This is a genomic window from Streptomyces sp. NPDC102259, from assembly GCF_044766465.1.
Taxonomy (GTDB): domain Bacteria; phylum Actinomycetota; class Actinomycetes; order Streptomycetales; family Streptomycetaceae; genus Streptomyces.
Map to the genome: position 1 here is coordinate 1 of NZ_JBIWMA010000004.1, position 22,781 is coordinate 22,781.

Genomic DNA, 22,781 nt, shown 5'->3' on the forward strand with positions numbered 1-22,781 from the left:
ATTTTTGGCACGCTGTTGAGTTCTCAAGGAACGGACGCTTCCTTTGTACTCACCCGAGAGACTCTCTCAGGCTTTCCTCCGGGCGCTTCCCTTCGGTCTTGCGTTTCCGACTCTATCAGATCTTTTCTCGACCCGATTTCCTCGGTGCTTTCCAGGTTCTCGCTTTCGCGTTTCCCTTTCCGGCGGTTCCGACTCTATCAGATCCTTTCGGGCCTGATTCCCAGTCAGAGGGGGCTTGTCTTCCCGGCTGTTGGGCCGTTCCGACGAGTGAGACTTTAGCGGATTCCCGTCCCCCGAAGCCAATCGGGGTCCTGCGTCCTTTCGAACACGGATTCCTCATTCGTGAATACACACGCCAACGTCACGACGGCAGACGAATCGACTGCGCGTAGAGAAGTGGTGGGTACTTACGGAATGGCTGTCCGGGGACCGACCGGGGTCGGCGCTCACGTCGAACAACTCGGAGAACACTACGTAGCCGGTCGGGGTGTGTCAACTCATGTCCCTCGGACACCCCTGAGGCGTACTCTGACGGACATGACTACGCGTACGTGCACCCAGCTGTGGTGGGCCGCCTGACGGCGGCCGTGCTTCACGTATGCACTCAACGGCCGCCGCTTCGGCGGCCGTTCTCATTTCTCCCTCCAGGGTTCCAGGGGGTCGGCCGGCCGGAGCGGCGGTCTCGACCAGGAGGTGGAGAGATGAAGCGGGTCTTCAGCGGGGTCAAGCCGACCGGGCATCTGACGCTGGGGAACTACCTGGGAGCTCTGCGGCAGTGGGCCGAGGTCGACCAGCATCGGGCGGACTCCCTGTTCTGTGTCGTCGATCTGCACGCGCTGACCGTGGACCACGATCCGGCTCGGGTGCGCCGGCTCAGTCGACAGGCGGCGACGCTGCTGTTGGCGGTGGGACTGGATCCACAGCTGTGCACCGTGTTCGTACAGAGTCATGTGGACGAACACGCGCGGTTGTCGTACCTGTTGGAGTGCGTGGCCACGGACGGCGAGATGCGGCGGATGATCCAGTACAAGGAGAAGTCCGGGCGGGAGCGGGAGCGCGGGGGCAGTGTGCGGCTGTCGTTGCTCACCTATCCCGTGCTGATGGCGGCGGACATCCTCGCCTACGGGGCCGACGAGGTGCCGGTGGGCGACGACCAGGCCCAGCACGTCGAGCTGACGCGTGATCTGGCGGTGCGGTTCAACCAGCGGTACGGGCACACGTTCGTCGTGCCGAAGGCCACGCATCCGGCGGTGGCGGCGCGGGTGATGAACCTCCAGGAGCCGACGTCGAAGATGGGCAAGAGCGACGACTTCGGGCCGGGGATCGTCTATCTGCTGGACGAGCCCGATGTGGTGCGCAAGAAGGTCATGCGGGCCGTCACCGACAGTGGGCGGGAGGTCGTGTACGACCGGGAGGAGCGGCCGGGGCTCGCCAATCTGCTGGAGATCCTCGCCGCGTGTACGGGCGGGGAGCCGGAGGCCCTGGCCGGTGCCTATGCGTCGTACGGCGCGTTGAAGAAGGACACGGCCGACGCGGTGGTCGAGGTTCTGCGGCCGGTGCAGGCCAGGCACAGCGAGCTGTGCGCGGATCCCGTCCATGTGGAGGGGGTGCTGCGGGACGGGGCGGCGAAGGCGCGGGCCATGGCGCGGCCGGTCGTGGACAGCGCCTATCGCGCGATCGGGTTGCTTCCGCCCGCGCCGGAGTCGGCCACGGATCGGGTGCTGAACGCGGTGCGGTAGGCGCGTGGGCTGGTGGCGAGGCGCGATGCGAAGTGCTGGCGCATCGTGACCTCGCTGCCGAAGCCGGAGCGCCGGGCCACCTCGGGCATGGGGAGGTCGGTGCGTTCGAGGAGCTTCTGGGCCGCGGCGATGCGTTGGTCGAGGAGCCAGCGCAGGGGGGTGGCTCCGGTCTCGGCCGTGAAGTGGCGGGCGAAGCTGCGGGGGGACATGCCCGCCCGCGCCGCGAGGTCGGCGACGGTGAGTGGTTCGTGCAGGTGGCGCAGGGCGTGGTCGCGTACGGCGGCGAGGGTGTCGGCGTCCCGGTCCGCGCGCGGGGTGGGGTGTTCGATGAACTGGGCCTGGGTGCCGGTGCGGAAGGGTGCGGTGACCATCGAGCGGGCGATGGTGGCGGCCGCTTCGGCGCCGTGGGAGCGGCGGACCAGGTGGAGGCAGAGGTCGATGCCGGCCGCCGTGCCGGCCGCGGTCCAGATGTTGTCGTCCTCGATGAAGAGCGCGTCGGGGACGACGCCGACCCGGGGGTGGTGCGCGCGGAGGAGGTCGATGAGGTTCCAGTGGGTGATCGCTCGGCGGCCGTCGAGGAGGCCCGCCTGAGCGAGGGTGAAGGCGCCGCCGCAGAGGGCCGCGAGGGTGGTGCCGCGGGCGTGGGCGCGGCGGAGGGCGTCCAGGACGGGGGCGGGTGCGGGGGTGAGGTGGTCGTCCAGGCCGGGGACCAGGATCAGGTCGGCTCGGGAGAGCCAGGTGAGGGTGCGGTCGGGGAGGAGGGCCAGGCCGCCGCGCATCGGTACGGGGGTGGCGGTGTCGATGGCGACTCGGTGCAGGTCGAAGGCGGGGGCGCCGCGGTCGGTGCGGTCGGTGCCCCACACCTCGTTGATGACGGAGACGTCGAAGGCGCGGATGCCGGGGAAGGCGACGAGGGCGACACGGTACACAGGGTCCACGCCTGGCAGTAAACCATCGATCGCTGTCTTCTGACCTGCTGGGGCGCGGGCGGTCCCGGCGGCAGGATCGGGGGCATGGAAATCGCGGAGAACGCAGCGCTGGTGGTCGTCGATGTGCAGAAGGGCTTCGAGGAGCTGGACTTCTGGGGAGCGCGGAACAATCCCGGGGCGGATGACAACATCGCCGCGCTCATCGACGTATGGCAGGGGACGGGGCGGCCGGTCGTGTTCGTGCGGCACGACTCGGTGAAGCCGGGGTCGCCGCTGCGGCTGGGGTACGAGGGGAACGCGTTCAAGGAGTATGTGGAGGAGCGGCGGGGGAAGGGCGCCGGGGCCGAGCTGTTCCTCACGAAGACGGTGAACTCGGCCTTCCTCGGGACGCCGGATCTGGGGGCCTGGCTGACCGCGGAAGGGGTCTCGCAGATCGTGGTGGCCGGGATCCAGACCAACATGTGCGCGGAGACGACGGCGCGGATGGGCGGCAATCTCGGGTACGACGTGCTGTTCGCGTACGACGCGACGTACACGTTCGACCTGGAGGGCCCGTTCGGCTGGCGGCGGAGCGCGGAGGAGATCGCGCAGGCGTCGGCGGTGTCCCTGCACGGGGGCGGGTTCGCGCGGGTGGTGACGACGGAGGAGATCGTGGGGGCGGCCGGCCGGTGACCGCCCCCGGCGGCGGTCAGTCCTTCTTGCCGGAGGCCAGTTCGCGGCTGCGGTCGCGGGCGGCCTCGAGAGCGGCGATGAGGGCGGCTCGTACGCCGTGGTTCTCGAGTTCGCGGATGGCGTTGATGGTGGTGCCCGCCGGGGACGTGACGTTCTCGCGGAGTTTGACCGGGTGTTCGCCGCTGTCGCGGAGCATCGTCGCGGCGCCGATCGCGGACTGGACGATGAGGTCGTGGGCCTTGTCGCGGGGCAGACCGAGCAGGATGCCGGCGTCCGTCATGGCTTCGACCAGGTAGAAGAAGTACGCCGGGCCCGAGCCGGAGAGGGCGGTGCAGGCGTCCTGCTGGGACTCGGGGACGCGGAGCGTCTTGCCGACGGCGCCGAAGATCTCCTCGGTGTGGGCGAGGTGGGCGGCCGTGGCGTGGGTGCCGGCGGAGATGACGGACATGGCCTCGTCGACGAGGGCGGGGGTGTTCGTCATGACGCGGACGACCGGGGTGCCGGTGGCGAGGCGCTCCTCGATGGAGGCGGTGGTGATGCCTGCGGCGCCGCTGATGATCAGGCGGTCGGCGGGGACGTGCGGGGCGAGCTCGTCGAGGAGGGCGCCCATGTCCTGCGGCTTGACCGTGAGGATCAGGGTGTCCGCTGTCTTCGCGGCCTCGGCGTTGGTGACCGGGGTGACTCCGTGGCGGGTGCGGAGTTCTTCGGCTCGTTCCGGGCGGCGGGCGGTGACGAGGAGGTCGGCGGGGGGCCAGCCGCCTCGGATCATGCCGCTGAGGAGGGCTTCGCCGATCTTGCCGGTGCCGAGGACTGCGACTTTCTGGGTCATGGTGCGGGGCCCTCCGGAGGTGTGCGTCGTCCGTCGTCCGGGGCCATCCTCGCACCGGAGGTGGGGGTTCGGCCTGGGTGTCCGGTGGGCGGACTGCTGTTTCCTCGCCCCCGCCGCCCCTTCCCTTCCCGTCGCTTCCTTTCCCTTCCTTTCCCTTCCTTTCCCTTCCTCTTCCTTTCTCTTCCTTTTCTCTTCCCGTCCCTGGGGCTGTGCCCCCGGACGGGCTGAGACGGGATCACGCTGTGCGGCGTCGCAGGGTCGCCGCTCCCAGGCACAGGACCAGGAGGGCGCAGCCGCCGACGATGAGGACGTCTCGTACGAAGGTGGCCGTCATGTCGGTGTGGGTGAGGACCTCGTTCATGCCGTCGACCGCGTAGGACATGGGAAGGACGTCGGAGACGGCTTCCAGCGCGGGGTGCATGGTGTCGCGGGGAGCGAAGAGGCCGCAGAGGAGGAGCTGGGGGAAGATCACCGCCGGCATGAACTGGACCGCCTGGAACTCCGATGCGGCGAACGCCGAGACGAAGAGGCCCAGGGCGGTGCCGAGCAGGGCGTCGAGGAGGGCGACCAGGAGGAGGAGCCAGGGGCTGCCCGTGACGTCCAGGTCGAGGAACCAGACCGCCAGGCCGGTGGCCAGGGCCGACTGGATGATCGCGAGGATGCCGAAGGCGAGGGCGTAGCCGGCGATCAGGTCGCCTTTGCCGAGGGGCATGGCGAGGAGGCGTTCGAGGGTGCCCGAGGTGCGTTCGCGCAGGGTGGCGATGGAGGTGACCAGGAACATCGTGATCAGCGGGAAGATGCCCAGGAGGGACGCGCCGATGTTGTCGAAGGTGCGCGGGCTGCCGTCGAAGACGTAGCGGAGCAGGAACAGCATCACGCAGGGGATGAGGACCAGCAGCGCGATGGTGCGGGGGTCGTGGCGCAGTTGGCGCAGGACCCTGGCGGCGGTGGCGGTGGTGCGGGAGAGGCTCAGGGCGCTGGTGGTGCGTACGGGGGCCGAAGCCGGGGTGGTGGGCGTGGTCTTGGTCGGGGTCTTGGCCGTGGTCGTGGTGGTGGTGGGCTTGGTCATCGGGTTGTCTCCTTCGTGCGGGTCTCCTTCGTGCGGGTCCCCTCGGTGCGGGCTGCCTCTGTCGCCGCGTCCACCAGGCGCAGAAAGGCCGACTCGACCGTGTCGGCGCCGGTGCGGGTGCGCAGGGCCTCGGGGGTGGCGTCGGCGAGGATCTCGCCCTCGCGCATGAGGAGCAGGCGGTGGCAGCGTTCGGCCTCGTCCATGACGTGCGAGGAGATCAGCAGGGTCGCGCCCCGGGTGGCGGCGATGTCGTGGAAGAGGTTCCACAGGTCGCGGCGCAGAACCGGGTCCAGGCCGACGGTCGGTTCGTCGAGGACCAGGAGTTCCGGGGTGCCCAGCAGCGCCACGGCCAGCGAGACGCGGTTGCGCTGGCCGCCGGAGAGGTTGCCGGCGAGGGCGTCGGCGTGGCTGGTGAGGTCCACGTCGGCGATGGCTCGGGTGACGTTGTCGTGGCGGCGGTCCGCTGCGGCTCGGCCCGGGTCGAGGATCGCGGCGAAGTAGTCGAGGTTCTGGCGGATCGTCAGGTCGTCGTAGACCGAGGGGGCCTGGGTGACGTAGCCGATGCGGGTGCGGAGGGTGGGGTGGCCCGCGGGGTGGCCGAGGACGTCGAGGGTGCCGGTGACCTTGTCCTGGGTGCCGACGATCGAGCGCATGAGGGTCGACTTGCCGCAGCCGGAGGGGCCCAGCAAGCCGGTGATCTGGCCACGGGGGACGGTGAAGTCGAGGGTGCGCAGGACCGTGCGGGGGCCTCGGACGGCGGTCAGGTTCTCGGCCCGTACGGCGGGCACGGCAGGCGGGGCCTGGGTCGTGTCCTCGCCGGGTGGGCGGGAGTCCGGGTTAAAATTCATCATGCGATGAATAATGCTCCGGGGTGCGCTGGGGCGTCAAGTGGCCCGGCGGGGGCGACGTCGGCGCGGGGAGACGGCTTCGACACGAGGAGCGCACTACGCGTGGGGGGGCGGGCAGGGAGGGGCGGCGCGGGCGCGTTGGGGTGGCGCAGGCTCGTAGGGGTGGTGTTGGAAGTGGATGTTCCGGTTCCTTCGCTTCCGTGTTCACCGGGTCACCACAGGAACCACCTGCCCAGCCGGGCGTTTCAACCGACAATGGAATTCATGCGCTGCTGGAGTGTCGCTGTCGCGCTCGCTCCGGTCCGCGCGCCTTCGTCGCCGTGCCCTCCCCCGGTGCGGCGCGCCCACGCATCTCCCGTTTCCTCCTGGAGGTGCCGTCGTGTCGCTCCGTGGTGTCCGCAAAGCTGATCTGTTCGCTTCCTTCGTCGTGTTTCTCGTCGCGCTCCCCCTGTGCGTGGGCATCGCCGTGGCCTCCGGTGTGCCCGCCGAGCTGGGGCTGATCACCGGCATCGTCGGCGGGCTGGTCGTCGGGGCGCTGCCCGGCGGCAGCCTGCAGGTGAGCGGGCCGGCGGCCGGGCTGACCGTGCTCGTCCACGAGGCCGTGCAGCGGTACGGCCTGGCGGCGCTCGGCGTGCTCGTGGTCGCCGCCGGACTGGTGCAGCTCGGGCTCGGCGCGCTCCGGTTGGGACGGTGGTTCCGGGCCGTGTCGGTGGCCGTCGTGCACGGGATGCTCGCCGGGATCGGGCTGGTACTGATCGCCGGGCAGGTGTACGCCCTCGGGGACGCGGCCGCTCCGGCGGGCGGGCTCGGCCGGCTCACCGGGTTGGTGTCGCTGCCCGGACGGCTGGACCCGGTGGCGTTGTCAGTGGGCGGTGCCACCATGGTCGTGTTGCTGCTGTGGGGGCGGTGGCGGCGTGGTGCGCGGTTGGTTCCGGCGCCGTTGGTCGCGGTGGCGTCGGCGGCGTGCGCGACATGGGTGTTCGACCTGGAGGTGCGGCGGGTCCAGGTGCAGGGGCTGTGGAATGCCGTACGGGTGCCGGAGGCGGCGGATCTCGGACGGCTGACGGAAGTGGGGGTGATCGGGACCGTAGTGGCGTTCGCGCTGATCGCGTCGGCGGAGTCGCTGTTCGGCGCCGCGGCGGTGGATCGCCTGCCCGACGGACGGGGGACGGATTACGACCGGGAGTTGATGGCACAGGGCGCGGGCAACGCCGTGTGCGGGGTGCTGGGCGCGCTGCCGATGACGACCTTCCTCGTGCGGAGCGCGGCCGCGGGAGCCGGGGGCGCGGTCTCCGAGAGGGCGCGGACGGGTGCGCGGACCAAGGCCTCGCGGGTACTGCACGGGGTGTGGCTGCTGCTGTTCGCGGCCGCGCTGCCCGGCGTGTTGGGAGCCGTTCCGGTCGCCGCCCTGGCCGGGTTGCTGGTGTGCGTCGGCTGCAGGTTGGTGCCCTGGCGGGAGGCACGGAAGCTGTGGCGCGGGCAGCGGGCGGAGGCTGTCGTGCTGGGGGTCACGGCGGTGGCGATCGTGGCGGGGAACCTGTTCGAGGGGGTGTTGGTCGGGCTGGCGCTGGCCGTGGCGAAGACGGCGTGGGAGATCAGCCATGTGCACGTCGAGACGGCGGACCAGGGCGACGCCGGGCTCGTCGTACGGGTGCTGGGGCATGCGACGTTCCTGCGGCTGCCGAAGCTGCTGGACGCGTTGGACGCGCTGCCGCACGACCGTGCGGTGCGGCTGGAGTTGGGCGGGCTGCGGCACGTGGATCACGCGTGTGCGGCGGCCCTGGAGGGGTGGGCCGCCGCACGCGGTCAGGCTCTGGTCGCGAGCAGCAGGATGACGTCGTAGACCTCTTCGACGAGCCCGTCGGGGAAGGCCCGCATCAGGTGGTCGCGCTCCTCGGCGAGGAAGGCGGTGCTCGCCTCTTCGCCGTGGACCAGGAACAGCGAGTGGCTGCCGAGGTTGGCCAGATGCGTGTCGACGGGGACGCGGCGGCTCCAGCGGACCTCACGACGGGTCAGTCCGAGGCGGCCGGTGGGGTCGACGACCCGGGCGTTCACGTTGTCGGTGTTCGCGGGGGTGCTCTCCCCGAAGTACCGGTCGACGCGCCGGGCGGCCTCCGCGAGCCAGGGCACGTCGAGGGCGGCCGTGTTCCACCACAGCGCCAGCGCGCCGCCCGGGCGCAGGACGCGCAGGGCCTCCGGGACCGAGCGGGCCGGGTCGGTCCAGTGCCAGGACTGGGCGTAGGTGAGGAAGTCGAGGGAGGCGGTGGCCAGCGGGAGGTGGTTGCCGTCACCGCGGACGATCGGCACGCCGGGGAGGGTGCGGCGGAACTGTGCGGCCATGCCGTCCCCGGGCTCGACGGCGATGACGTCGGCGCCGCGGGTGTGCAGGAGGGTGGTCGCTATGCCGGTGCCGGCCCCGATGTCCGCGACCCGTGCGCCGGTGAGGGGGCGGCCGGCGAGATCCTCGATCGTGTCGAGGAGCGCGGTCGGGTAGGAGGGGCGGTTGGCGGCGTACTGGGCCGCGGCGGAGTTGAAGGAGTGGGCTCGGGTGGCGTGGGAGAGGGTGTGGGAGGAGACCGTCATGGGGTCATGGTGGCCGGAGGAGGGTGAGAAGGGGAACGGGTCCGGGGAAGGGCGTCAGCCGCGGCGGCGCTTTTTCGACGGGTTGCCCGTGCGGCGGGTGGAGCGGCGCGCGTACTGGTCGCGAGCCGTGTCGTACTCCTCGCGGTGGAGCCTCTCGCCGGGCGCCTCGGTGAGGGCGCGGACGAAGTACGCGAGCAGCGAGCCGACGAAGCCGACGGCCAGCAGACCGCGCAGCGAGGCCTGGCGGTCGGGGTCGGGGCGCTTGGTGAAGCCCTCCCAGGTGTGGCGGAAGGCGAGTGCGGTGCAGACCGCGAACATCACGACGACCAGGACCGTCACGAAGCCGCCCAGGTCGGCGATCGCGATGCCCTCGTAGGCGAAGCGGAGGACGAGGCAGGAGACGACGACGGCGGTCAGGGCGCCGACGGCCGCGGCGACACGGCGGGCCGCGTAGCCCCGAAACCCGGGGTCGTGGTCCACCCAGGTGGTGCCGAAGAAGCGGAGGGGCTCCGGGCGGGGACCGGCGCCGGCGGGGCTTCCCGACCGGCCGGCGGGGGTGCCGGTGGGGGTGCCCGCCGTGCCGGGCGAGGTGGCCCGGGAGCCGGCCGAAGTGTCCGGGGTGCCGTTTTCGTCGCTCACGGGACGATTATGGCTCCGGGCGGAGGCGGGCTCCCGGGTGGGTCGCGCCTGGACCGGTCCGAGGCCGGGCCGAAGCCGGGCCCCGGCCGGAGCAAGGCTGGTCCCAGGCCGGGCCGAAGCCGGTCCGAGGTTGCGCCTCAGGTCAGCGGTCGGGTCCGGCTCCGAATCAGCGTCCACATCCGGGGGCGGCTCCGAATCAACGTCAGGCTCCGGCTCCGGCTCAGGGTCCGGCTCGGGCTCCGAATCAGCGTCCGGCTCCGGTCAGGGTCAGAGTCAGGCGCAGTGGGCGGCGACGTAGCCGTCGCTGCCGGTCCGTACGTAGGCGTCCGAGACGAACTGGCCGTCGGCGATGTTGTCCCAGATGTTCGTCGTGCCGTACGGGCCGGTCACCGAGGTGCCCGGGGTCTGGCAGAAGATCGGGACCTTCACGCCCTCGGCCAGGACCCTGACGACCGGGTAGCTCGTACCGGGGCCGCTGCGGACGTTCAGCCGGACGCCCGGGGCGACCGGATAGTAGGTGAGGGACGCCGCCGCGGCCGTCGTGACGGCCTCCGCCGGCTCGCCGCTCACGACCTCTTCCACACGGTCAACAGACATGAAAAACCTCCCCCGTCGAACCCCATGACTGCCATGGGGTCACGTTGATTCCCCTCAAACACGCAATGAAACACATGTACAGGATTCGCACACGGAGGCTAGCAAGCCGCCTCTGTCCCGTACGAGTCATCGACTAGGCTCCGTGCGTCGCGCGCGCCGGTTGAACAGCACGGGGGTGGTCCATGACGCCACAGCGCAACACCGGGGCAGACGCGGAAGCGGAACTTCCGGAGTACGCCGGCCACTACCGCCTGGAGGAGCGCCTGGGCTCCGGTGGCATGGGCGTGGTGCACCTGGCCCGGAGTACCTCCGGGATGAAGGTCGCGGTGAAGGTCGTCCATGCCCGGTTCGCCCGGGATCCCGAGTTCAGAGGCCGTTTCCGCCAGGAGGTGGCCGCCGCTCGACGGGTGAGCGGGGCGTTCACCGCGCCCGTCGTCGACGCCGATCCAGAGGCCGAACGGCCCTGGATGGCCACCCTGTTCATCCCCGGTTCGACGCTCGCCGAGCAGGTGAAGCGGAACGGGCCCATGCGCTCGGGCGAGTTGCGGCGGCTGATGGCCGGGCTCGCGGAGGCGCTGCGGGACATCCACCGGGTCGGGGTCGTGCACCGGGATCTGAAGCCGAGCAACGTCCTGCTGGCGGAGGACGGGCCGAAGGTCATCGACTTCGGCATCTCCCGGCCGAAGGACAGCGAACTGCGCACCGAGACGGGCAAGTTGATCGGTACGCCGCCGTTCATGGCGCCGGAGCAGTTCCGGCGGCCGCGGGAGGTGGGGCCGGCCGCCGACATCTTCGCGCTCGGGTCGGTGATGGTGCACGCGGCGACGGGACGCGGGCCGTTCGACTCCGACAGCCCGTACGTCGTCGCCTACCAGGTCGTGCACGACGAGCCGGATCTGACCGGCGTGCCGGGGAACCTCGCGCCGCTGGTGGTGCGTTGTCTGGCCAAGGAGCCCGAGGACCGGCCCACGCCGGACGAGTTGATGCGGGAACTGCGGTCGGTGGCGGCCTCGTACGACACGCAGGCGTTCATACCGTCACAGCGGGCGCTGGAGGAGGCGGCCGGGGACGAGCCGAAGAGGTCGGAGGAGCCCGCGCGGGCACCGGTCCGCGCGAAGGTGCGGCTGAGCGGTCGGCGTCGGCGGGTGGCCCTCGCCGTCGGCGCGCTGGTCGTCGTCCTCTCGGGCGGCGCGGTCCTCGCCACGCAGCTGCCCGGCGAGGAGGACCCGGGCCACGACGCGCGGGGCGGCGCGGGCGGCTCGCAGTCCGCGTCGCCGGCCTTCGCCCCCTGGAGCACGCGACCGACGAAGGGCAGCACCGGCGCGGGTACCGGTGCGGGCACGGGCGGCATGCCCCAGTGCGCCTACGACGCGCGGCGGCTGATCTGCGTCCAGTCGGGGCTGGTGTCGGCGCTGGACGCGTCCGACGGGCGAGTGCTGTGGCGGCACGTCCTCACCGACGACGACGGGCCGAGCCAGGCGCCGGTGCTCGCGGGCGGGCTGGCTCAGGTGATCACGCACTCGGGCAAGCGGCTGGAGGCGCTCGACCCGGCCTCGGGCGCCACCCGCTGGCAGCGCGACCTGTCGGGCTACCCGGGTGTCCGGACCGTCGGCGGCACCGTGTTGCTGACCTCGGCCGACGACACGGTGACCGGGGTGGACGCCGCGACGGGGAAGTCCGTGTGGAGCCGGCGCGTTCCCGGGCTGAGCGAGCCGTACTTCATGGCGTTCCCGAAGGATCCGCTGGCGTACGCGTCGAGCACGTCGGACGACGGGCGCACCCGGATCACGGCCGTGGATCCCGCGACCGGGAAGGTGCGCTGGGACGAGCGGCTCAGTGGATCGCTGCGGCTGGTGGGCACCTCCGACGGCAGCCTCGTCCTGCTGTCCGAGGGCGACGACTACGGCACGGTCGACGCCGTGGTCCGCTACTCCCCGCAGGACAAGGAGTCGCTGCGGGTGAAGCTGAGCGTCGCGCTCCAGGAGGCGCAGGCCGCCGTGCAGGGCGACCGGGTCTACCTCCTGGCCTTCGACGGATCGCTCGTCGCCGTCGACACGGTCCTCGACAAGCAGGTGTGGTCCCTCCAGACGGCGGTGAGCCGGGGTTCGGTGCCGGCCGCCGACGGCGAGCACGTCTACTTCAGCGCGGCCGACGGGCGGCTCCTCGCCGTGGACGCCCAGAAGGGCAGGCTCGTCGGGCAGACGGCACTGCGGCTCGGCGCCAACTCGGACGAGGTGGTGGCCACCCTGCCCGCGCCCGAGGCGGTCGACGGCCACGTCTACGCCGGCGCCCCCGACGGAACCGTCTTCGCCGTGGACGGACGGGACCCGGCGGACTGGTGAGTGGGGGCCGGCCCCAGCCGGCCGGCGACACCGGACCGATGACGGCGGACGGATGACGGCGGACTGATGACGGCGGACTGATGACGGCGGACTGATGACGGCGGACTGATGACGGCCGACTGATCACAGCGGGCTGGTGAGACGCGCCGAGGGCCGCCTCCGTACGGCGGAGACGGCCCTCACATCAGCGCTTGCCTTGCCTGCCCGGTGGTGACTGTCCGGGTGTCCGGGGCGTCAGCCCAGCTTCGACACGTCCCGCACCGCGCCCTTGTCGGCGCTCGTCGCCATCGCGGCGTAGGCCCGCAGGGCGGCCGACACCTTGCGCTCGCGGTTCTTCGGGGCGTAGACGCCGCCGAGGGCCGCCTCGCGCCGGGCCAGCTCGGCGTCGTCCACGAGGAGGTCGATCGTGCGGTTCGGGATGTCGATGCGGATGCGGTCGCCGTCCTCGACGAGGGCGATGGTGCCGCCGGAGGCCGCCTCGGGTGAGGCGTGGCCGATCGACAGGCCCGAGGTGCCGCCGGAGAAGCGGCCGTCGGTGATCAGGGCGCAGGTCTTGCCGAGGCCGCGGCCCTTGAGGAAGGACGTCGGGTAGAGCATCTCCTGCATGCCCGGGCCGCCCTTGGGACCCTCGTAGCGGATGACGACGACGTCGCCGTGCGTCACCTGCTTGTTGAGGATCTTCTCGACGGCCTCTTCCTGCGACTCGCAGACGACGGCCGGGCCCTCGAAGGTCCAGATCGACTCGTCGACGCCGGCCGTCTTGACCACGCAGCCGTCGACGGCGATGTTGCCGCGCAGGACCGCGAGACCGCCGTCCTTGCTGTAGGCGTGCTCGGCGGAGCGGATGCAGCCGCCCTCGGCGTCCACGTCCAGCGCCTCCCAGCGCTCGGACTGGGAGAAGGCCTCGGCGGAGCGGACGCAGCCGGGGGCCGCGTGCCACAGTTCGAGCGCCACGGGCGAGGGGGATCCGCCGCGGACGTCCCAGGTCTTCAGCCAGTCCGCCAGGGACGGGCTGTGGACCGAGAACACGTCCTCGTTGAGCAGGCCCGCGCGGTGGAGCTCGCCGAGCAGGGCGGGGATGCCGCCGGCGCGGTGCACGTCCTCCATGTAGTACGTGCGGTCCTTCGCCACGTTCGGCGCGACCTTCGCCAGGCAGGGCACGCGGCGCGAGACCGCGTTGATCTCCTCCAGGCCGAACGGGACGCCCGCCTCCTGGGCGGCGGCGAGGAGGTGGAGGATCGTGTTGGTCGAGCCGCCCATCGCGATGTCGAGGGCCATCGCGTTCTCGAAGGCCGCCATGGTGGCGATGTTGCGGGGCAGGACCGTCTCGTCGTCCTGCTCGTAGTAGCGGCGGGTGATGTCCATCACCGTGCGGCCCGCGTCCTCGTACAGCGCCTTACGGGCCGTGTGGGTGGCCAGGACCGAGCCGTTGCCGGGGAGGGAGAGGCCGATGGCCTCGGTCAGGCAGTTCATCGAGTTGGCGGTGAACATGCCGGAACAGCTGCCGCAGGTCGGACAGGCGTTCTCCTCGATACGGAGGATGTCCTCGTCCGAGATCTTGTCGTTCACGGCGTCGGAGATCGCGTCGACCAGGTCGAGCGTGCGGACCGTGCCGTCGACGAGGGTGGCGCGGCCGGACTCCATCGGGCCGCCGGAGACGAAGACCGTGGGGATGTTGAGGCGCAGGGCCGCGTTCAGCATGCCAGGGGTGATCTTGTCGCAGTTGGAGATGCAGATCAGGGCGTCGGCGCAGTGGGCCTCGACCATGTACTCCACGCTGTCCGCGATCAGGTCGCGGGAGGGCAGGCTGTAGAGCATGCCGCCGTGGCCCATCGCGATGCCGTCGTCGACGGCGATCGTGTTGAACTCGCGCGGGATGCCGCCGGCCGCGGTGATCGCCTCGCTGACGATCCGGCCGACCGGCTGGAGGTGCGTGTGGCCGGGCACGAACTCGGTGAAGCTGTTCGCCACCGCGATGATCGGCTTCCGGCCGATGTCCGCACCGGGTACACCGGAGGCGCGCATAAGGGCGCGTGCGCCCGCCATGTTGCGGCCGTGGGTGACTGTGCGGGACCTCAGCTCGGGCATCGTCGCTCGCTCCTTCAGAGACTGCGATCAGAGACTTCTGACTGCTAACGAGCGTACGCCGGTCATCCAGGGGTCGGACACGGTGTCCGTATACCGGGACGAACGTCTCACTCTCCCGGGCCGCGTTTCACAGTCCGGTCAGATGTCCCTGCACGACCGGCGCCACGCGCGCGATGATCAGCTCCAGGTCCGCCGAGGCCAGCGGCTCCACCTTGATCACGTACCGCAGCATCGCGCAGCCCACCAGCTGCGCGGCCGCCAGTTCGGCGCGCAGCTCGGCGTCCGGCAGATCGATGCGGCCGGCGATCCGGCGCAGCACCTGGGAGGCGATCAGACGGCGGAAGACGGCGGCCGCGGTGTCGTTGTTCACGGCCGAGCGCACGATCGCCAGCAGGGGCTTACGGGTCGTGGGGTTCTCCCAGACGCCGAAGACGAAGCGGGCGAGCCGCTCGCCGACCTGGTCCAGCGGGCCGTCGGCGACCGTTTCCGGGGCGCCCAGCGCGGGCCCGAAGGCGACCTCGATGGCCGCCTCGAAGATCTGCTCCTTGGTGCCGAAGTAGTGGTGCACCAGCGCCGAGTCCACCCCGGCGGCCTTCGCGATACCGCGTACGGACGTCTTGTCGTAGCCCCGCTCGGAGAACTCCTCGCGGGCGGCCGTCAGGATGCGGTCACGGGTGTCCGCCGACTCCGTACGAGGGGGGCGGCCGCGTTTACGGGCGGTGACGCCGGTCATCGGCGGGGCGCCTTCGCCGCGGGGGGCGGGGCCGACGACGCCGTCGACGAGGCGGAGGCCAGGTGCAGGCGCGTGAAGGCCAGGGCCTCGGCCAGGTCGGCCTCACGTTCGGCGCTCGACATCGCGCGCCGCGTGTTGACCTCGATGACGACGTGCCCGTCGAAGCCGGTCAGCGCGAGCCGTTCCAGCAGCTCGGCGCAGGGCTGGGCGCCGCGACCCGGGACCAGGTGCTCGTCCTTGGCCGAACCGTTTCCGTCGGCCAGGTGGACGTGGCCCAGGCGGTCGCCCATGCGGTCGATCATCTGCATCGCGTCCGCGCGGGCCGTGGAGGCATGGCTGAGATCGATCGTGAAGTGCCGGTAGTCGTCCTTCGTGACGTCCCAGTCGGGCGCGTACGCGAGCATCTCGCGGTCGCGGTAGCGCCACGGGTACATGTTCTCGACGGCGAACCGTACGTCCGTCTCGTCCGCCATCCGCCAGATGCCCGTGACGAAGTCCCGCGCGTACTGGCGCTGCCAGCGGAACGGCGGGTGGACGACGACCGCGCTCGCGCCGAGCTTCTCCGCCGCCGCGCGGGCCCGCTGGAGTTTGGTCCACGGATCGGTCGACCAGACCCGCTGCGTGATGAGCAGGCAGGGGGCGTGGACGGCGAGGATCGGGATCCGGTGGTAGTCGCTGAGTCTGCGCAGCGCGTCTATGTCCTGGCTGACGGGGTCGTTCCAGACCATGACCTCGACGCCGTCGTATCCGAGGCGCGCGGCGATCTCGAAGGCCGTCGCCGTCGACTCCGGGTAGACCGAGGCCGTCGACAGGGCGACCTTCGCATCCGGGATCCGCACGACTGGCTCTGCCATGGGGGACAGGTTACGGGGTGCGGTCACCCGGGTGCGGGGCCCCCGGCCGCCGTTGTGGTGTTCGCCACGGGCGGGTGCGCGTACGTCCCGGTGGCTCGCGCCCGCGCGGCGGAGCCGGCCATGTCACGGGCGCGCGCCCGCGGTGCCGTCACTCCGACGCGAGGTGATCGAGTTTGCGCAGGATGACGCCCTCCCTGAGCGCCCAGGGGCAGATCTCCAGGTTCTCCACGCCGAAGAGGTCCATCGCGCCCTCCGCGACCAGCGCGCCCGCGAGGAGCTGGTTGGCGCGGCCCTCGGAGACGCCCGGGAGCTCCGCTCGCTGGGCGGTCGTCATGCCCGCCAGGCGGGGCACCCAGGCTTCGAGCGACTCGCGCTTGAGCTGCCGCTGGGCGTACGGGCCGTCGGTGGAGCGGGCGGCCCCGGCGATGCGGGCGAGCTGCTTGAACGTCTTCGACGTGGCGACGACGTGGTCGGGGGCGCCGAAGCGCTTGAACTCCCCGACCGTGCGGGCGATCTGCGCCCGGGCGTGGCGGCGCAGGGCTCGTATGTCCTCGGGGTCGGGCGGGTCGCCGGGCAGCCAGCCCGCGGTGAGCCGGCCCGCGCCGAGCGGCAGCGAGACGGCCGCGTCGGGCTCCTCGTCGATGCCGTAGGCGATCTCCAGTGAGCCGCCGCCGATGTCCAGGACCAGCAGCTTTCCGGCGGACCAGCCGAACCAGCGGCGGGCGGCCAGAAAGGTGAGCCGAGCCTCCTCGGCGCCGGTGAGGACCTGGAGCTCGACGCCGGTCTCGGCCTGCACGCGCGCGAGGACGTCGTCGGCGTTGCTGGCCTCACGCACGGCGGAGGTCGCGAACGGCAGCAGGTCCTCCACGCCCTTGTCCTCGGCCGCCTGGAGCGCCTCCTGGACGACGGCGATCAGTTTGTCGACGCCCTCCGGGCCGATCGCCCCGTCCTCGTCGAGAAGTTGGGCAAGGCGCAGTTCCGCCTTGTGCGAGTGCGCGGGCTGGGGGCACGCGCCCGGGTGTGCGTCCACCACCAGCAGATGCACCGTGTTCGATCCCACGTCGAGGACACCGAGTCTCATATGGGGAACGCTACTGCCCACAGCGCCGTCGGCCGCCCCCGAAGCGGGTCCCGGCGACTTACCCTGGACGAGTGCCAAAGACGAACAAGGCGAAGACCGACAAATCGACCGACGGTCCTTCGCGTGCGAAGCCGGTGAAGCCACCGAAGAAGTCGAACAAGGCCCAGGCGGCGGAAGTGAAGGCCCTCGCGGCGAAAGCTCTCGCCGCGGACGAGAAGGGCCTCGACTTCGCGCGCGCGTGGGTGGAGTTCCCCGACCCCGCGGACGACGAACAGGTCTTCCGGTGTGATCTGACCTGGCTGACCTCTCGCTGGAACTGCATCTTCGGCAGCGGCTGCCAGGGCATCCAGCCGGGCCGCGCGGCCGACGGCTGCTGCACCCTGGGCGCCCACTTCTCCGACGAGGACGACGAGAAGCGCGTCGCCGGGCATGTGGCGCGGCTCACGCCGGACATCTGGCAGCACCACGACGAGGGCGTCCGGGACGGCTGGGTCTCGGAGGACGACGAGGGCTCCCGCCAGACGCGCCCGTTCAACGGCTCGTGCATCTTCCAGAACCGCCCCGGCTTCGCGGGCGGCGCGGGCTGCTCGCTGCACATCCTGGCCCTCAAGGAGGGCCGCGAGCCGCTGGAGACCAAGCCGGACGTCTGCTGGCAGCTGCCGGTGCGCCGGACGTACGAGTGGATCGACCGGCCGGACGACACGCGCGTGCTCCAGGTGTCGATCGGTGAGTACGACCGCCGCGGCTGGGGCCCGGGCGGCCATGACCTGCACTGGTGGTGCACGTCCGCGACCTCGGCACACGGCGCGGGCGACCCGGTGTACGTCTCCTACCGCCCGGAGCTGACCGAGCTGATGGGCAAGGCCGGCTACGACCGCCTGGTCGAGCTGTGCGAACAGCGCCTCGCCTCGCAGCTCCCGCTGCTGGCGCCGCATCCGGCGGACCCGGCACGCCCGACGGGCTGAGGGACGGGCTCACTGACGGGCTCACGGGGCGACGGGCCGACCTCCCGGGCTCCTCGGCCGCCGTGGCCGTCGTGGGCCGCGTTCCCGACCGGAGCGGCCCGTGACGGCCACGGCCGACCCCTACGACGTCTCCGGGCCCGGGGGGTCGCCGTCGTCGGACGGCGGGTTCGAGTCCTCCGAGGCGGTCGGGGACGGGTCGCCCGGCGTGGGCTCCGGGTCGGAGGAGGACGGCGGATCGGTCGGGGTGGGATCCGGGGAGGACGGCGCCGTGGGCGTCGGTTCCGGGTCGGACGACGGAGGCGGACCGCCGGGGCCGCCCGGGCCGGAGCCGTTCCCCGGGTTCGAGGGGCCCGGTGCGGTGCCGTAGCCCTCGATGGAGACGACGGCGCCCGCCGGAGCGACGGCCACGCGCGCGTGCCACCTCCCGGAGGGCTCGCGCAGATGATCGACGTACACCTTGACCGTCACCGACTCGCCGGGCCTCAGCGTGCCCGTGGAGCGGCTCAGATAGAGCCACGAGGCGGCCGTGGTGGCCGACCAGCGGACCGGCCCGTCGCCGTCGGCGGCCGCGGTGAGCGTGACGAGGGTGGTGTCGCCGCTGTTGGCGGCCGTCACGGAGAGCTTCCCGGCGGCGCTCCTGCCGAGCCCTGTGACGCTGACGACCTCCACGGAGACGTCCGGTCCGTCGCCCTTGGGGAGACCGGTGCCGGGGCGGGTGCTGGCGTTTCCCGCGTTCTCGTAGCCGCCGACCGTCTCGCCGTCGAGGCTGTCGGGATCGTGCGCCTCGCTGGCGCTGGCGGAGCGGCCCTCGACCCCCTCCCCCGTCGGTGTGCCCCGGTAGGCCGCCCACAGGGCGAGCACGGGGGCGGCCACGACGGTGGCGACGACGGTCGTGGTGACGGCACGCGCGCGTAGCCGCTCCCGGCGGGCGGCCCGGTCCTTGGGGTCCATCGGGAAGCCCCGCCGGTCGTAGCGCGGCACGGCGGCTCCCCGCGCGCGCGGGAAGTGCGTCATGGCCATGCACAGCTCCGCGCGGGGCGCCGCCAGGACGGGCAGCTCGGCGGGGGTGACGCCGGCGCCGGGCCAGCGGCCGGGGACGGCGCGTTCGGCGGTCCTGCGGCAGCGCGGACAGTCGTCGACGTGCCGGACGAGTTCGCGGCGCAGGACGGCGCTGAGCACCAACTGGTTCTCGCCGGTGAGACGGGCCACACCGGGACAGCCGCCGGTCTCGACGACGGCGAGCGCCGCGCGGGTGCGCTCGACTTCGCAGGCGGCGGAGGCGAGCAGTTCGCGGGCGGTGGCCAGGTCCTTGCCGAGGACGGCGGCGACCTCGTGGGGGGCGAGGTGGTGGCGTACGGCGAGTTCGAGCGCCTCGCGCTGTTCCGGGGTGGTGCCGGCGGCCTCGGGCCAGGCGAGCTGGGTCAGTTCACGCCGCCGCTGCTCCCTGGCCTCGTCGGAAGCGGGCAGGCCTGCCGTCGTCGCGGCACTCGTGGCGCTCGCGGGCTTCGCGCCCTGCTGCCGACGGGCGCCGTCGCGGGCCGCGGCGTGCGTGCCCTGGCGTTTCTGCTTGGCCTGACGTTTCTGCTTGGCCTCGGTGAGCTTGCGCAGGCAGGCCCAGCGGGCCAGCGCGTACAGCCAGGCCCGGCGGTCGCCCGCCGCGTCGGGACCACGCTGGCCACGCCGTTCGGCGAACGCGAGGACGTCACCGAGGGCGGCGGTGGCGGCTTCGTGGTCGCACAGGACGGACAGGCAGTAGGTGAACAGACCGTCCAGGTAGGGCTCGTAGCGCGCGGGGGGCCGCTGCGCGAGCGTGCGCGCCGCAGCGCCGTCGCGCGCCTCCCGGTGCGCCCGGTGTGCGCCGGTCGTGCGGGTCGAGATTTCCGGGCTGCTGCTCATCACCCGTGCGACCGTAGGCGGCGCGGAACTAGGTCTTCTTGTCCCTTGAGTCCTTTTAATCCGTACGGGTGAAACGATCCCTCATAAGGGGACAGGGGAGGGGGGTCCCATGGCTCATTCGTGACGGGGCGTGGCCAAAACACAAGGGGTGCCTGTCCCGTCCGGGGGGTGCGGCGGCGCGCGGGGCGACGCGGAGGCACTGTCGAAGCGCTCAGGACGGGCGCCCGGCGAGGCCGGTCGTCCACAGGCGGGCCCGGCTGTCAGTGGCGGCGGCTACGGTTTCCCCCATGGCTGCCCGTACGAAGACCACCAAGGACCGTCCGTCCTACCGCTGCACGGAGTGCGGCTGGCAGACGGCCAAGTGGCTCGGCCGCTGCCCCGAGTGCCAGGCCTGGGGGACGGTCGAGGAGTACGGCACGCCCGCGGTCCGTACGACGACGCCGGGGCGCGTCACCACGTCCGCCCTGCCCATCGGCCAGGTCGACGTGCGCCAGGCCACCGCCCGGCCCACCGGCGTGCCCGAGCTGGACCGTGTCCTCGGCGGCGGACTCGTACCGGGCGCGGTGGTCCTGCTGGCCGGCGAGCCGGGCGTCGGCAAGTCGACCCTCCTGCTGGACGTGGCGGCCAAGTCGGCGAGCGACGAACACCGCACGCTGTACGTGACCGGCGAGGAATCGGCCTCCCAGGTCCGGCTGCGCGCCGACCGCATCGGCGCCATCGACGACCACCTGTATCTGGCCGCCGAGACCGATCTGGCGGCCGTCCTGGGTCACTTGGACGCGGTGAAGCCGTCACTGCTGATCATGGACTCGGTGCAGACCGTGGCCTCTCCGGAGATCGACGGAGCGCCCGGCGGCATGGCGCAGGTCCGCGAGGTCGCCGGCGCCCTGATCCGCGCCTCCAAGGAACGCGGCATGTCCACGCTTCTGGTGGGCCATGTCACGAAGGACGGCGCGATCGCCGGCCCCCGCCTCCTCGAACACCTCGTGGACGTCGTGCTGAGCTTCGAGGGAGACCGCCACGCGCGCCTGCGCCTGGTGCGGGGCATCAAGAACCGCTACGGCGCCACCGACGAGGTCGGCTGCTTCGAACTGCACGATGAGGGCATTACGGGCCTCACGGACCCGAGCGGACTCTTCCTGACCCGACGTGACGAACCGGTCCCGGGCACCTGCCTGACGGTCACCCTGGAGGGCCGCCGCCCCCTGGTCGCCGAAGTGCAGGCCCTCACCGTCGACTCCCAGATCCCCTCGCCCCGCCGCACGACGTCCGGCCTGGAGACCTCCCGGGTCTCGATGATGCTGGCCGTCCTGGAGCAGCGCGGCCGGATCAGCGCCCTGGGCAAGCGGGACATCTACTCGGCGACGGTCGGCGGCGTGAAGCTCTCGGAGCCCGCCGCGGACCTGGCGATCGCCCTCGCCCTGGCCTCCGCCGCGAGCGACACCCCGCTGCCCAAGAACCTGGTGGCGATCGGTGAAGTCGGGCTTGCGGGCGAGGTCAGACGGGTCACCGGCGTCCAGCGCAGGCTCTCGGAAGCACACCGTCTGGGCTTCACGCACGCGCTCGTGCCGGGCGATCCCGGCAAGATCCCCGCGGGCATGAAGGTGGTGGAAGTCGCGGACATAGGGGACGCCCTGCGGGTCCTGCCGCGCTCCCCTCGGCGAGACGCCCCACGGGAGGCGGAGCAGCGCCGGTAGACTTTGCCCTGGTCTCGCCCGTCCGTACGAAACGAGTGCGCGAAACGGGAGCGTCCCAGACCTGTGACCGGAGGAGTGCAGTGGCAGCCAACGACCGGGCGGCAGCTCCCGGAAAGTCCGGCGGGAGTTCCGGTGCCGACGGCCTGATGCGCGCCGCGCTGAGCGCGGTGGCTCCCGGCACCGCCCTTCGCGACGGCCTGGAGCGGATCCTTCGCGGCAACACCGGCGGACTCATCGTGCTGGGCTCCGACAAGACGGTCGAGTCGATGTGCACGGGCGGATTCGTCCTGGACGTGGAGTTCGCGGCCACGCGCCTGCGTGAGCTGTGCAAGCTCGACGGCGGCATCGTGGTCTCCTCCGACCTGTCGAAGATCCTCCGGGCCGGCGTCCAGCTGGTGCCGGACCCCACGATCCCCACGGAGGAGACGGGCACCCGGCACCGTACGGCGGACCGGGTCAGCAAGCAGGTCGGCTTCCCGATCGTCTCGGTCTCCCAGTCCATGCGTCTGATCGCCCTGTACGTCGACGGCCAGCGCCGCGTCCTGGAGGACTCCGCGGCGATCCTGTCCCGCGCGAACCAGGCGCTGGCGACCCTGGAGCGGTACAAACTCCGCCTCGACGAGGTCGCGGGAACGTTGTCAGCGCTGGAGATCGAGGACCTGGTGACGGTCCGGGACGTCTCCGCGGTGGCCCAGCGTCTGGAGATGGTGCGGCGCATCGCCACCGAAATCGCCGAATACGTGGTCGAACTGGGCACGGACGGGCGTCTGCTCGCCCTCCAGCTCGACGAGTTGATCGCGGGCGTGGAGCCGGAGCGCGAGCTGGTGGTCCGGGACTACGTGCCCGAGCCCACGGCCAAGCGCTCCCGCACGGTCGACGAGGCGCTGTACGAGCTGAACGCGCTGAGCCACGCCGAACTCCTCGAACTGTCCACGGTGGCACGCGCGTTGGGCTACACCGGCTCCCCCGAGGCCCTGGACTCGGCGGTCTCGCCCCGCGGCTTCCGCCTGCTGGCGAAGGTGCCGCGGCTGCCCGGCGCCATCATCGACCGACTCGTCGAGCACTTCGGCGGCCTCCAGAAGCTCCTCGCCGCGAGCGTCGACGACCTGCAGACGGTGGACGGCGTGGGCGAGGCACGGGCCCGCAGCGTCCGCGAAGGCCTGTCACGCCTGGCGGAGTCGTCGATCCTGGAGCGGTACGTCTAGGGCCGCACTGCCTGG

Annotated in this window: 19 protein-coding genes; 7 read left to right on the top strand and 12 right to left on the bottom strand. The window is 71.9% G+C overall.

Annotated elements, in window-relative coordinates; all coding sequences use genetic code 11:
* Positions 1 to 701: 701 nt before the first annotated feature.
* The gene (gene trpS, locus ACIRPU_RS11800; protein WP_403865124.1) at positions 702 to 1,739 is read left to right on the top strand and encodes a tryptophan--tRNA ligase; all 1,038 of its coding nucleotides are present in this window, start codon (positions 702 to 704) and stop codon (positions 1,737 to 1,739) included.
* Here the strand turns inward: trpS and ACIRPU_RS11805 are convergent.
* Complete coding sequence (locus ACIRPU_RS11805; RefSeq protein ID WP_403865127.1) at positions 1,667 to 2,677, bottom strand: GlxA family transcriptional regulator; 1,011 nt, start codon at positions 2,675 to 2,677, stop codon at positions 1,667 to 1,669. The two genes, trpS and ACIRPU_RS11805, sit on opposite strands and share 73 nt — an antisense overlap.
* Positions 2,678 to 2,752: 75 nt before the next feature.
* On the opposite strand from ACIRPU_RS11805, the gene ACIRPU_RS11810 reads away from it, so the two are divergent.
* Positions 2,753 to 3,340 (top strand): cysteine hydrolase family protein, encoded by a 588-nt coding sequence (locus tag ACIRPU_RS11810; protein WP_403865130.1) that lies wholly within the window; start codon positions 2,753 to 2,755, stop codon positions 3,338 to 3,340.
* A gap of 16 nt (positions 3,341 to 3,356) precedes the next feature.
* Here ACIRPU_RS11810 and proC read toward each other — a convergent pair whose 3' ends face one another.
* The 3 genes from proC to ACIRPU_RS11825 form a co-directional block, all read right to left on the bottom strand.
* Entirely contained in the window at positions 3,357 to 4,169 is an 813-nt protein-coding gene (gene proC / locus ACIRPU_RS11815) for a pyrroline-5-carboxylate reductase (protein ID WP_384123888.1), read from the bottom strand.
* Between the two features lie 235 nt (positions 4,170 to 4,404).
* Positions 4,405 to 5,238, bottom strand: coding sequence for an ABC transporter permease (locus tag ACIRPU_RS11820; protein WP_403865134.1), 834 nt, complete (start codon positions 5,236 to 5,238; stop codon positions 4,405 to 4,407).
* A complete protein-coding gene (locus ACIRPU_RS11825; protein WP_403865137.1) occupies positions 5,235 to 6,089 on the bottom strand; it encodes an ABC transporter ATP-binding protein in 855 nt (284 codons plus the stop codon). The genes ACIRPU_RS11820 and ACIRPU_RS11825 overlap by 4 nt, the downstream gene beginning before the upstream one ends.
* 376 nt (positions 6,090 to 6,465) lie before the next feature.
* On the opposite strand from ACIRPU_RS11825, the gene ACIRPU_RS11830 reads away from it, so the two are divergent.
* A complete protein-coding gene (locus ACIRPU_RS11830) occupies positions 6,466 to 7,929 on the top strand; it encodes a SulP family inorganic anion transporter (RefSeq protein WP_403865140.1) in 1,464 nt (487 codons plus the stop codon).
* On the opposite strand, the gene ACIRPU_RS11835 is transcribed toward ACIRPU_RS11830, so the two are convergent.
* From ACIRPU_RS11835 to ACIRPU_RS11845, 3 genes are all read right to left on the bottom strand, one after another.
* On the bottom strand, positions 7,893 to 8,669 hold the full coding sequence (locus tag ACIRPU_RS11835; RefSeq protein WP_403865143.1) for a class I SAM-dependent methyltransferase: 777 nt from the start codon (positions 8,667 to 8,669) through the stop codon (positions 7,893 to 7,895). The genes ACIRPU_RS11830 and ACIRPU_RS11835 overlap by 37 nt on opposite strands.
* A gap of 54 nt (positions 8,670 to 8,723) precedes the next feature.
* Positions 8,724 to 9,308 (bottom strand): EamA/RhaT family transporter, encoded by a 585-nt coding sequence (locus ACIRPU_RS11840; RefSeq protein ID WP_403865146.1) that lies wholly within the window; start codon positions 9,306 to 9,308, stop codon positions 8,724 to 8,726.
* A 273-nt stretch (positions 9,309 to 9,581) separates the two neighbouring features.
* Positions 9,582 to 9,905: an SH3 domain-containing protein gene (locus ACIRPU_RS11845; protein ID WP_403865148.1), complete on the bottom strand. Its 324-nt coding sequence runs from the start codon at positions 9,903 to 9,905 to the stop codon at positions 9,582 to 9,584.
* A 182-nt stretch (positions 9,906 to 10,087) separates the two neighbouring features.
* Between ACIRPU_RS11845 and ACIRPU_RS11850 the strand changes: the two genes are divergently transcribed.
* Positions 10,088 to 12,247, top strand: coding sequence for a serine/threonine-protein kinase (locus tag ACIRPU_RS11850; protein WP_403865151.1), 2,160 nt, complete (start codon positions 10,088 to 10,090; stop codon positions 12,245 to 12,247).
* Between the two features lie 234 nt (positions 12,248 to 12,481).
* Here the strand turns inward: ACIRPU_RS11850 and ilvD are convergent, their stop codons facing one another.
* The 4 genes from ilvD to ACIRPU_RS11870 all read right to left on the bottom strand — a co-directional run bounded on the left by ilvD (position 12,482) and on the right by ACIRPU_RS11870 (position 17,003).
* Positions 12,482 to 14,335: a dihydroxy-acid dehydratase gene (ilvD, locus tag ACIRPU_RS11855; protein ID WP_355710058.1), complete on the bottom strand. Its 1,854-nt coding sequence runs from the start codon at positions 14,333 to 14,335 to the stop codon at positions 12,482 to 12,484.
* A 127-nt stretch (positions 14,336 to 14,462) separates the two neighbouring features.
* Positions 14,463 to 15,068 (bottom strand): TetR family transcriptional regulator, encoded by a 606-nt coding sequence (locus tag ACIRPU_RS11860; protein WP_403865154.1) that lies wholly within the window; start codon positions 15,066 to 15,068, stop codon positions 14,463 to 14,465.
* Entirely contained in the window at positions 15,065 to 15,922 is an 858-nt protein-coding gene (locus tag ACIRPU_RS11865; RefSeq protein WP_355710062.1) for a sugar phosphate isomerase/epimerase, read from the bottom strand. Before ACIRPU_RS11865 ends, ACIRPU_RS11860 begins: the two co-directional genes overlap by 4 nt.
* Positions 15,923 to 16,070: 148 nt before the next feature.
* The gene (locus tag ACIRPU_RS11870) at positions 16,071 to 17,003 is read right to left on the bottom strand and encodes a Ppx/GppA family phosphatase (protein WP_403865157.1); all 933 of its coding nucleotides are present in this window, start codon (positions 17,001 to 17,003) and stop codon (positions 16,071 to 16,073) included.
* Between the two features lie 71 nt (positions 17,004 to 17,074).
* On the opposite strand from ACIRPU_RS11870, the gene ACIRPU_RS11875 reads away from it, so the two are divergent.
* The gene (locus tag ACIRPU_RS11875) at positions 17,075 to 17,968 is read left to right on the top strand and encodes a hypothetical protein (RefSeq protein WP_403865160.1); all 894 of its coding nucleotides are present in this window, start codon (positions 17,075 to 17,077) and stop codon (positions 17,966 to 17,968) included.
* Positions 17,969 to 18,088: 120 nt separating this feature from the next.
* Here the strand turns inward: ACIRPU_RS11875 and ACIRPU_RS11880 are convergent, their stop codons facing one another.
* Positions 18,089 to 19,864, bottom strand: a complete 1,776-nt coding sequence (locus tag ACIRPU_RS11880) for a hypothetical protein (RefSeq protein WP_403865163.1) — start codon at positions 19,862 to 19,864, stop codon at positions 18,089 to 18,091.
* A gap of 287 nt (positions 19,865 to 20,151) precedes the next feature.
* Here ACIRPU_RS11880 and radA point away from each other — a divergent pair, with 287 nt between their 5' ends.
* A complete protein-coding gene (gene radA / locus ACIRPU_RS11885) occupies positions 20,152 to 21,561 on the top strand; it encodes a DNA repair protein RadA (protein ID WP_403865166.1) in 1,410 nt (469 codons plus the stop codon).
* Between the two features lie 80 nt (positions 21,562 to 21,641).
* Positions 21,642 to 22,766: a DNA integrity scanning diadenylate cyclase DisA gene (gene disA, locus ACIRPU_RS11890; RefSeq protein ID WP_054241725.1), complete on the top strand. Its 1,125-nt coding sequence runs from the start codon at positions 21,642 to 21,644 to the stop codon at positions 22,764 to 22,766.
* Positions 22,767 to 22,781: the final 15 nt, after the last annotated feature.

What these genes read in the sequence shown, in the direction of transcription:
- radA (WP_403865166.1), top strand. Translation starts at nt 20,152, where the DNA reads ATGGCTGCCCGTACGAAGACCACCAAGGACCGTCCGTCCTACCGCTGC.
- ACIRPU_RS11835 (WP_403865143.1), bottom strand. Translation starts at nt 8,669, where the DNA reads ATGACGGTCTCCTCCCACACCCTCTCCCACGCCACCCGAGCCCACTCC.
- ilvD (WP_355710058.1), bottom strand. Translation starts at nt 14,335, where the DNA reads ATGCCCGAGCTGAGGTCCCGCACAGTCACCCACGGCCGCAACATGGCG.
- ACIRPU_RS11880 (WP_403865163.1), bottom strand. Translation starts at nt 19,864, where the DNA reads ATGAGCAGCAGCCCGGAAATCTCGACCCGCACGACCGGCGCACACCGG.
- proC (WP_384123888.1), bottom strand. Translation starts at nt 4,169, where the DNA reads ATGACCCAGAAAGTCGCAGTCCTCGGCACCGGCAAGATCGGCGAAGCC.
- ACIRPU_RS11820 (WP_403865134.1), bottom strand. Translation starts at nt 5,238, where the DNA reads ATGACCAAGCCCACCACCACCACGACCACGGCCAAGACCCCGACCAAG.
- ACIRPU_RS11865 (WP_355710062.1), bottom strand. Translation starts at nt 15,922, where the DNA reads ATGGCAGAGCCAGTCGTGCGGATCCCGGATGCGAAGGTCGCCCTGTCG.
- ACIRPU_RS11825 (WP_403865137.1), bottom strand. Translation starts at nt 6,089, where the DNA reads ATGATGAATTTTAACCCGGACTCCCGCCCACCCGGCGAGGACACGACC.
- ACIRPU_RS11870 (WP_403865157.1), bottom strand. Translation starts at nt 17,003, where the DNA reads ATGAGACTCGGTGTCCTCGACGTGGGATCGAACACGGTGCATCTGCTG.
- ACIRPU_RS11845 (WP_403865148.1), bottom strand. Translation starts at nt 9,905, where the DNA reads ATGTCTGTTGACCGTGTGGAAGAGGTCGTGAGCGGCGAGCCGGCGGAG.
- trpS (WP_403865124.1), top strand. Translation starts at nt 702, where the DNA reads ATGAAGCGGGTCTTCAGCGGGGTCAAGCCGACCGGGCATCTGACGCTG.
- ACIRPU_RS11860 (WP_403865154.1), bottom strand. Translation starts at nt 15,068, where the DNA reads ATGACCGGCGTCACCGCCCGTAAACGCGGCCGCCCCCCTCGTACGGAG.
- ACIRPU_RS11810 (WP_403865130.1), top strand. Translation starts at nt 2,753, where the DNA reads ATGGAAATCGCGGAGAACGCAGCGCTGGTGGTCGTCGATGTGCAGAAG.
- ACIRPU_RS11850 (WP_403865151.1), top strand. Translation starts at nt 10,088, where the DNA reads ATGACGCCACAGCGCAACACCGGGGCAGACGCGGAAGCGGAACTTCCG.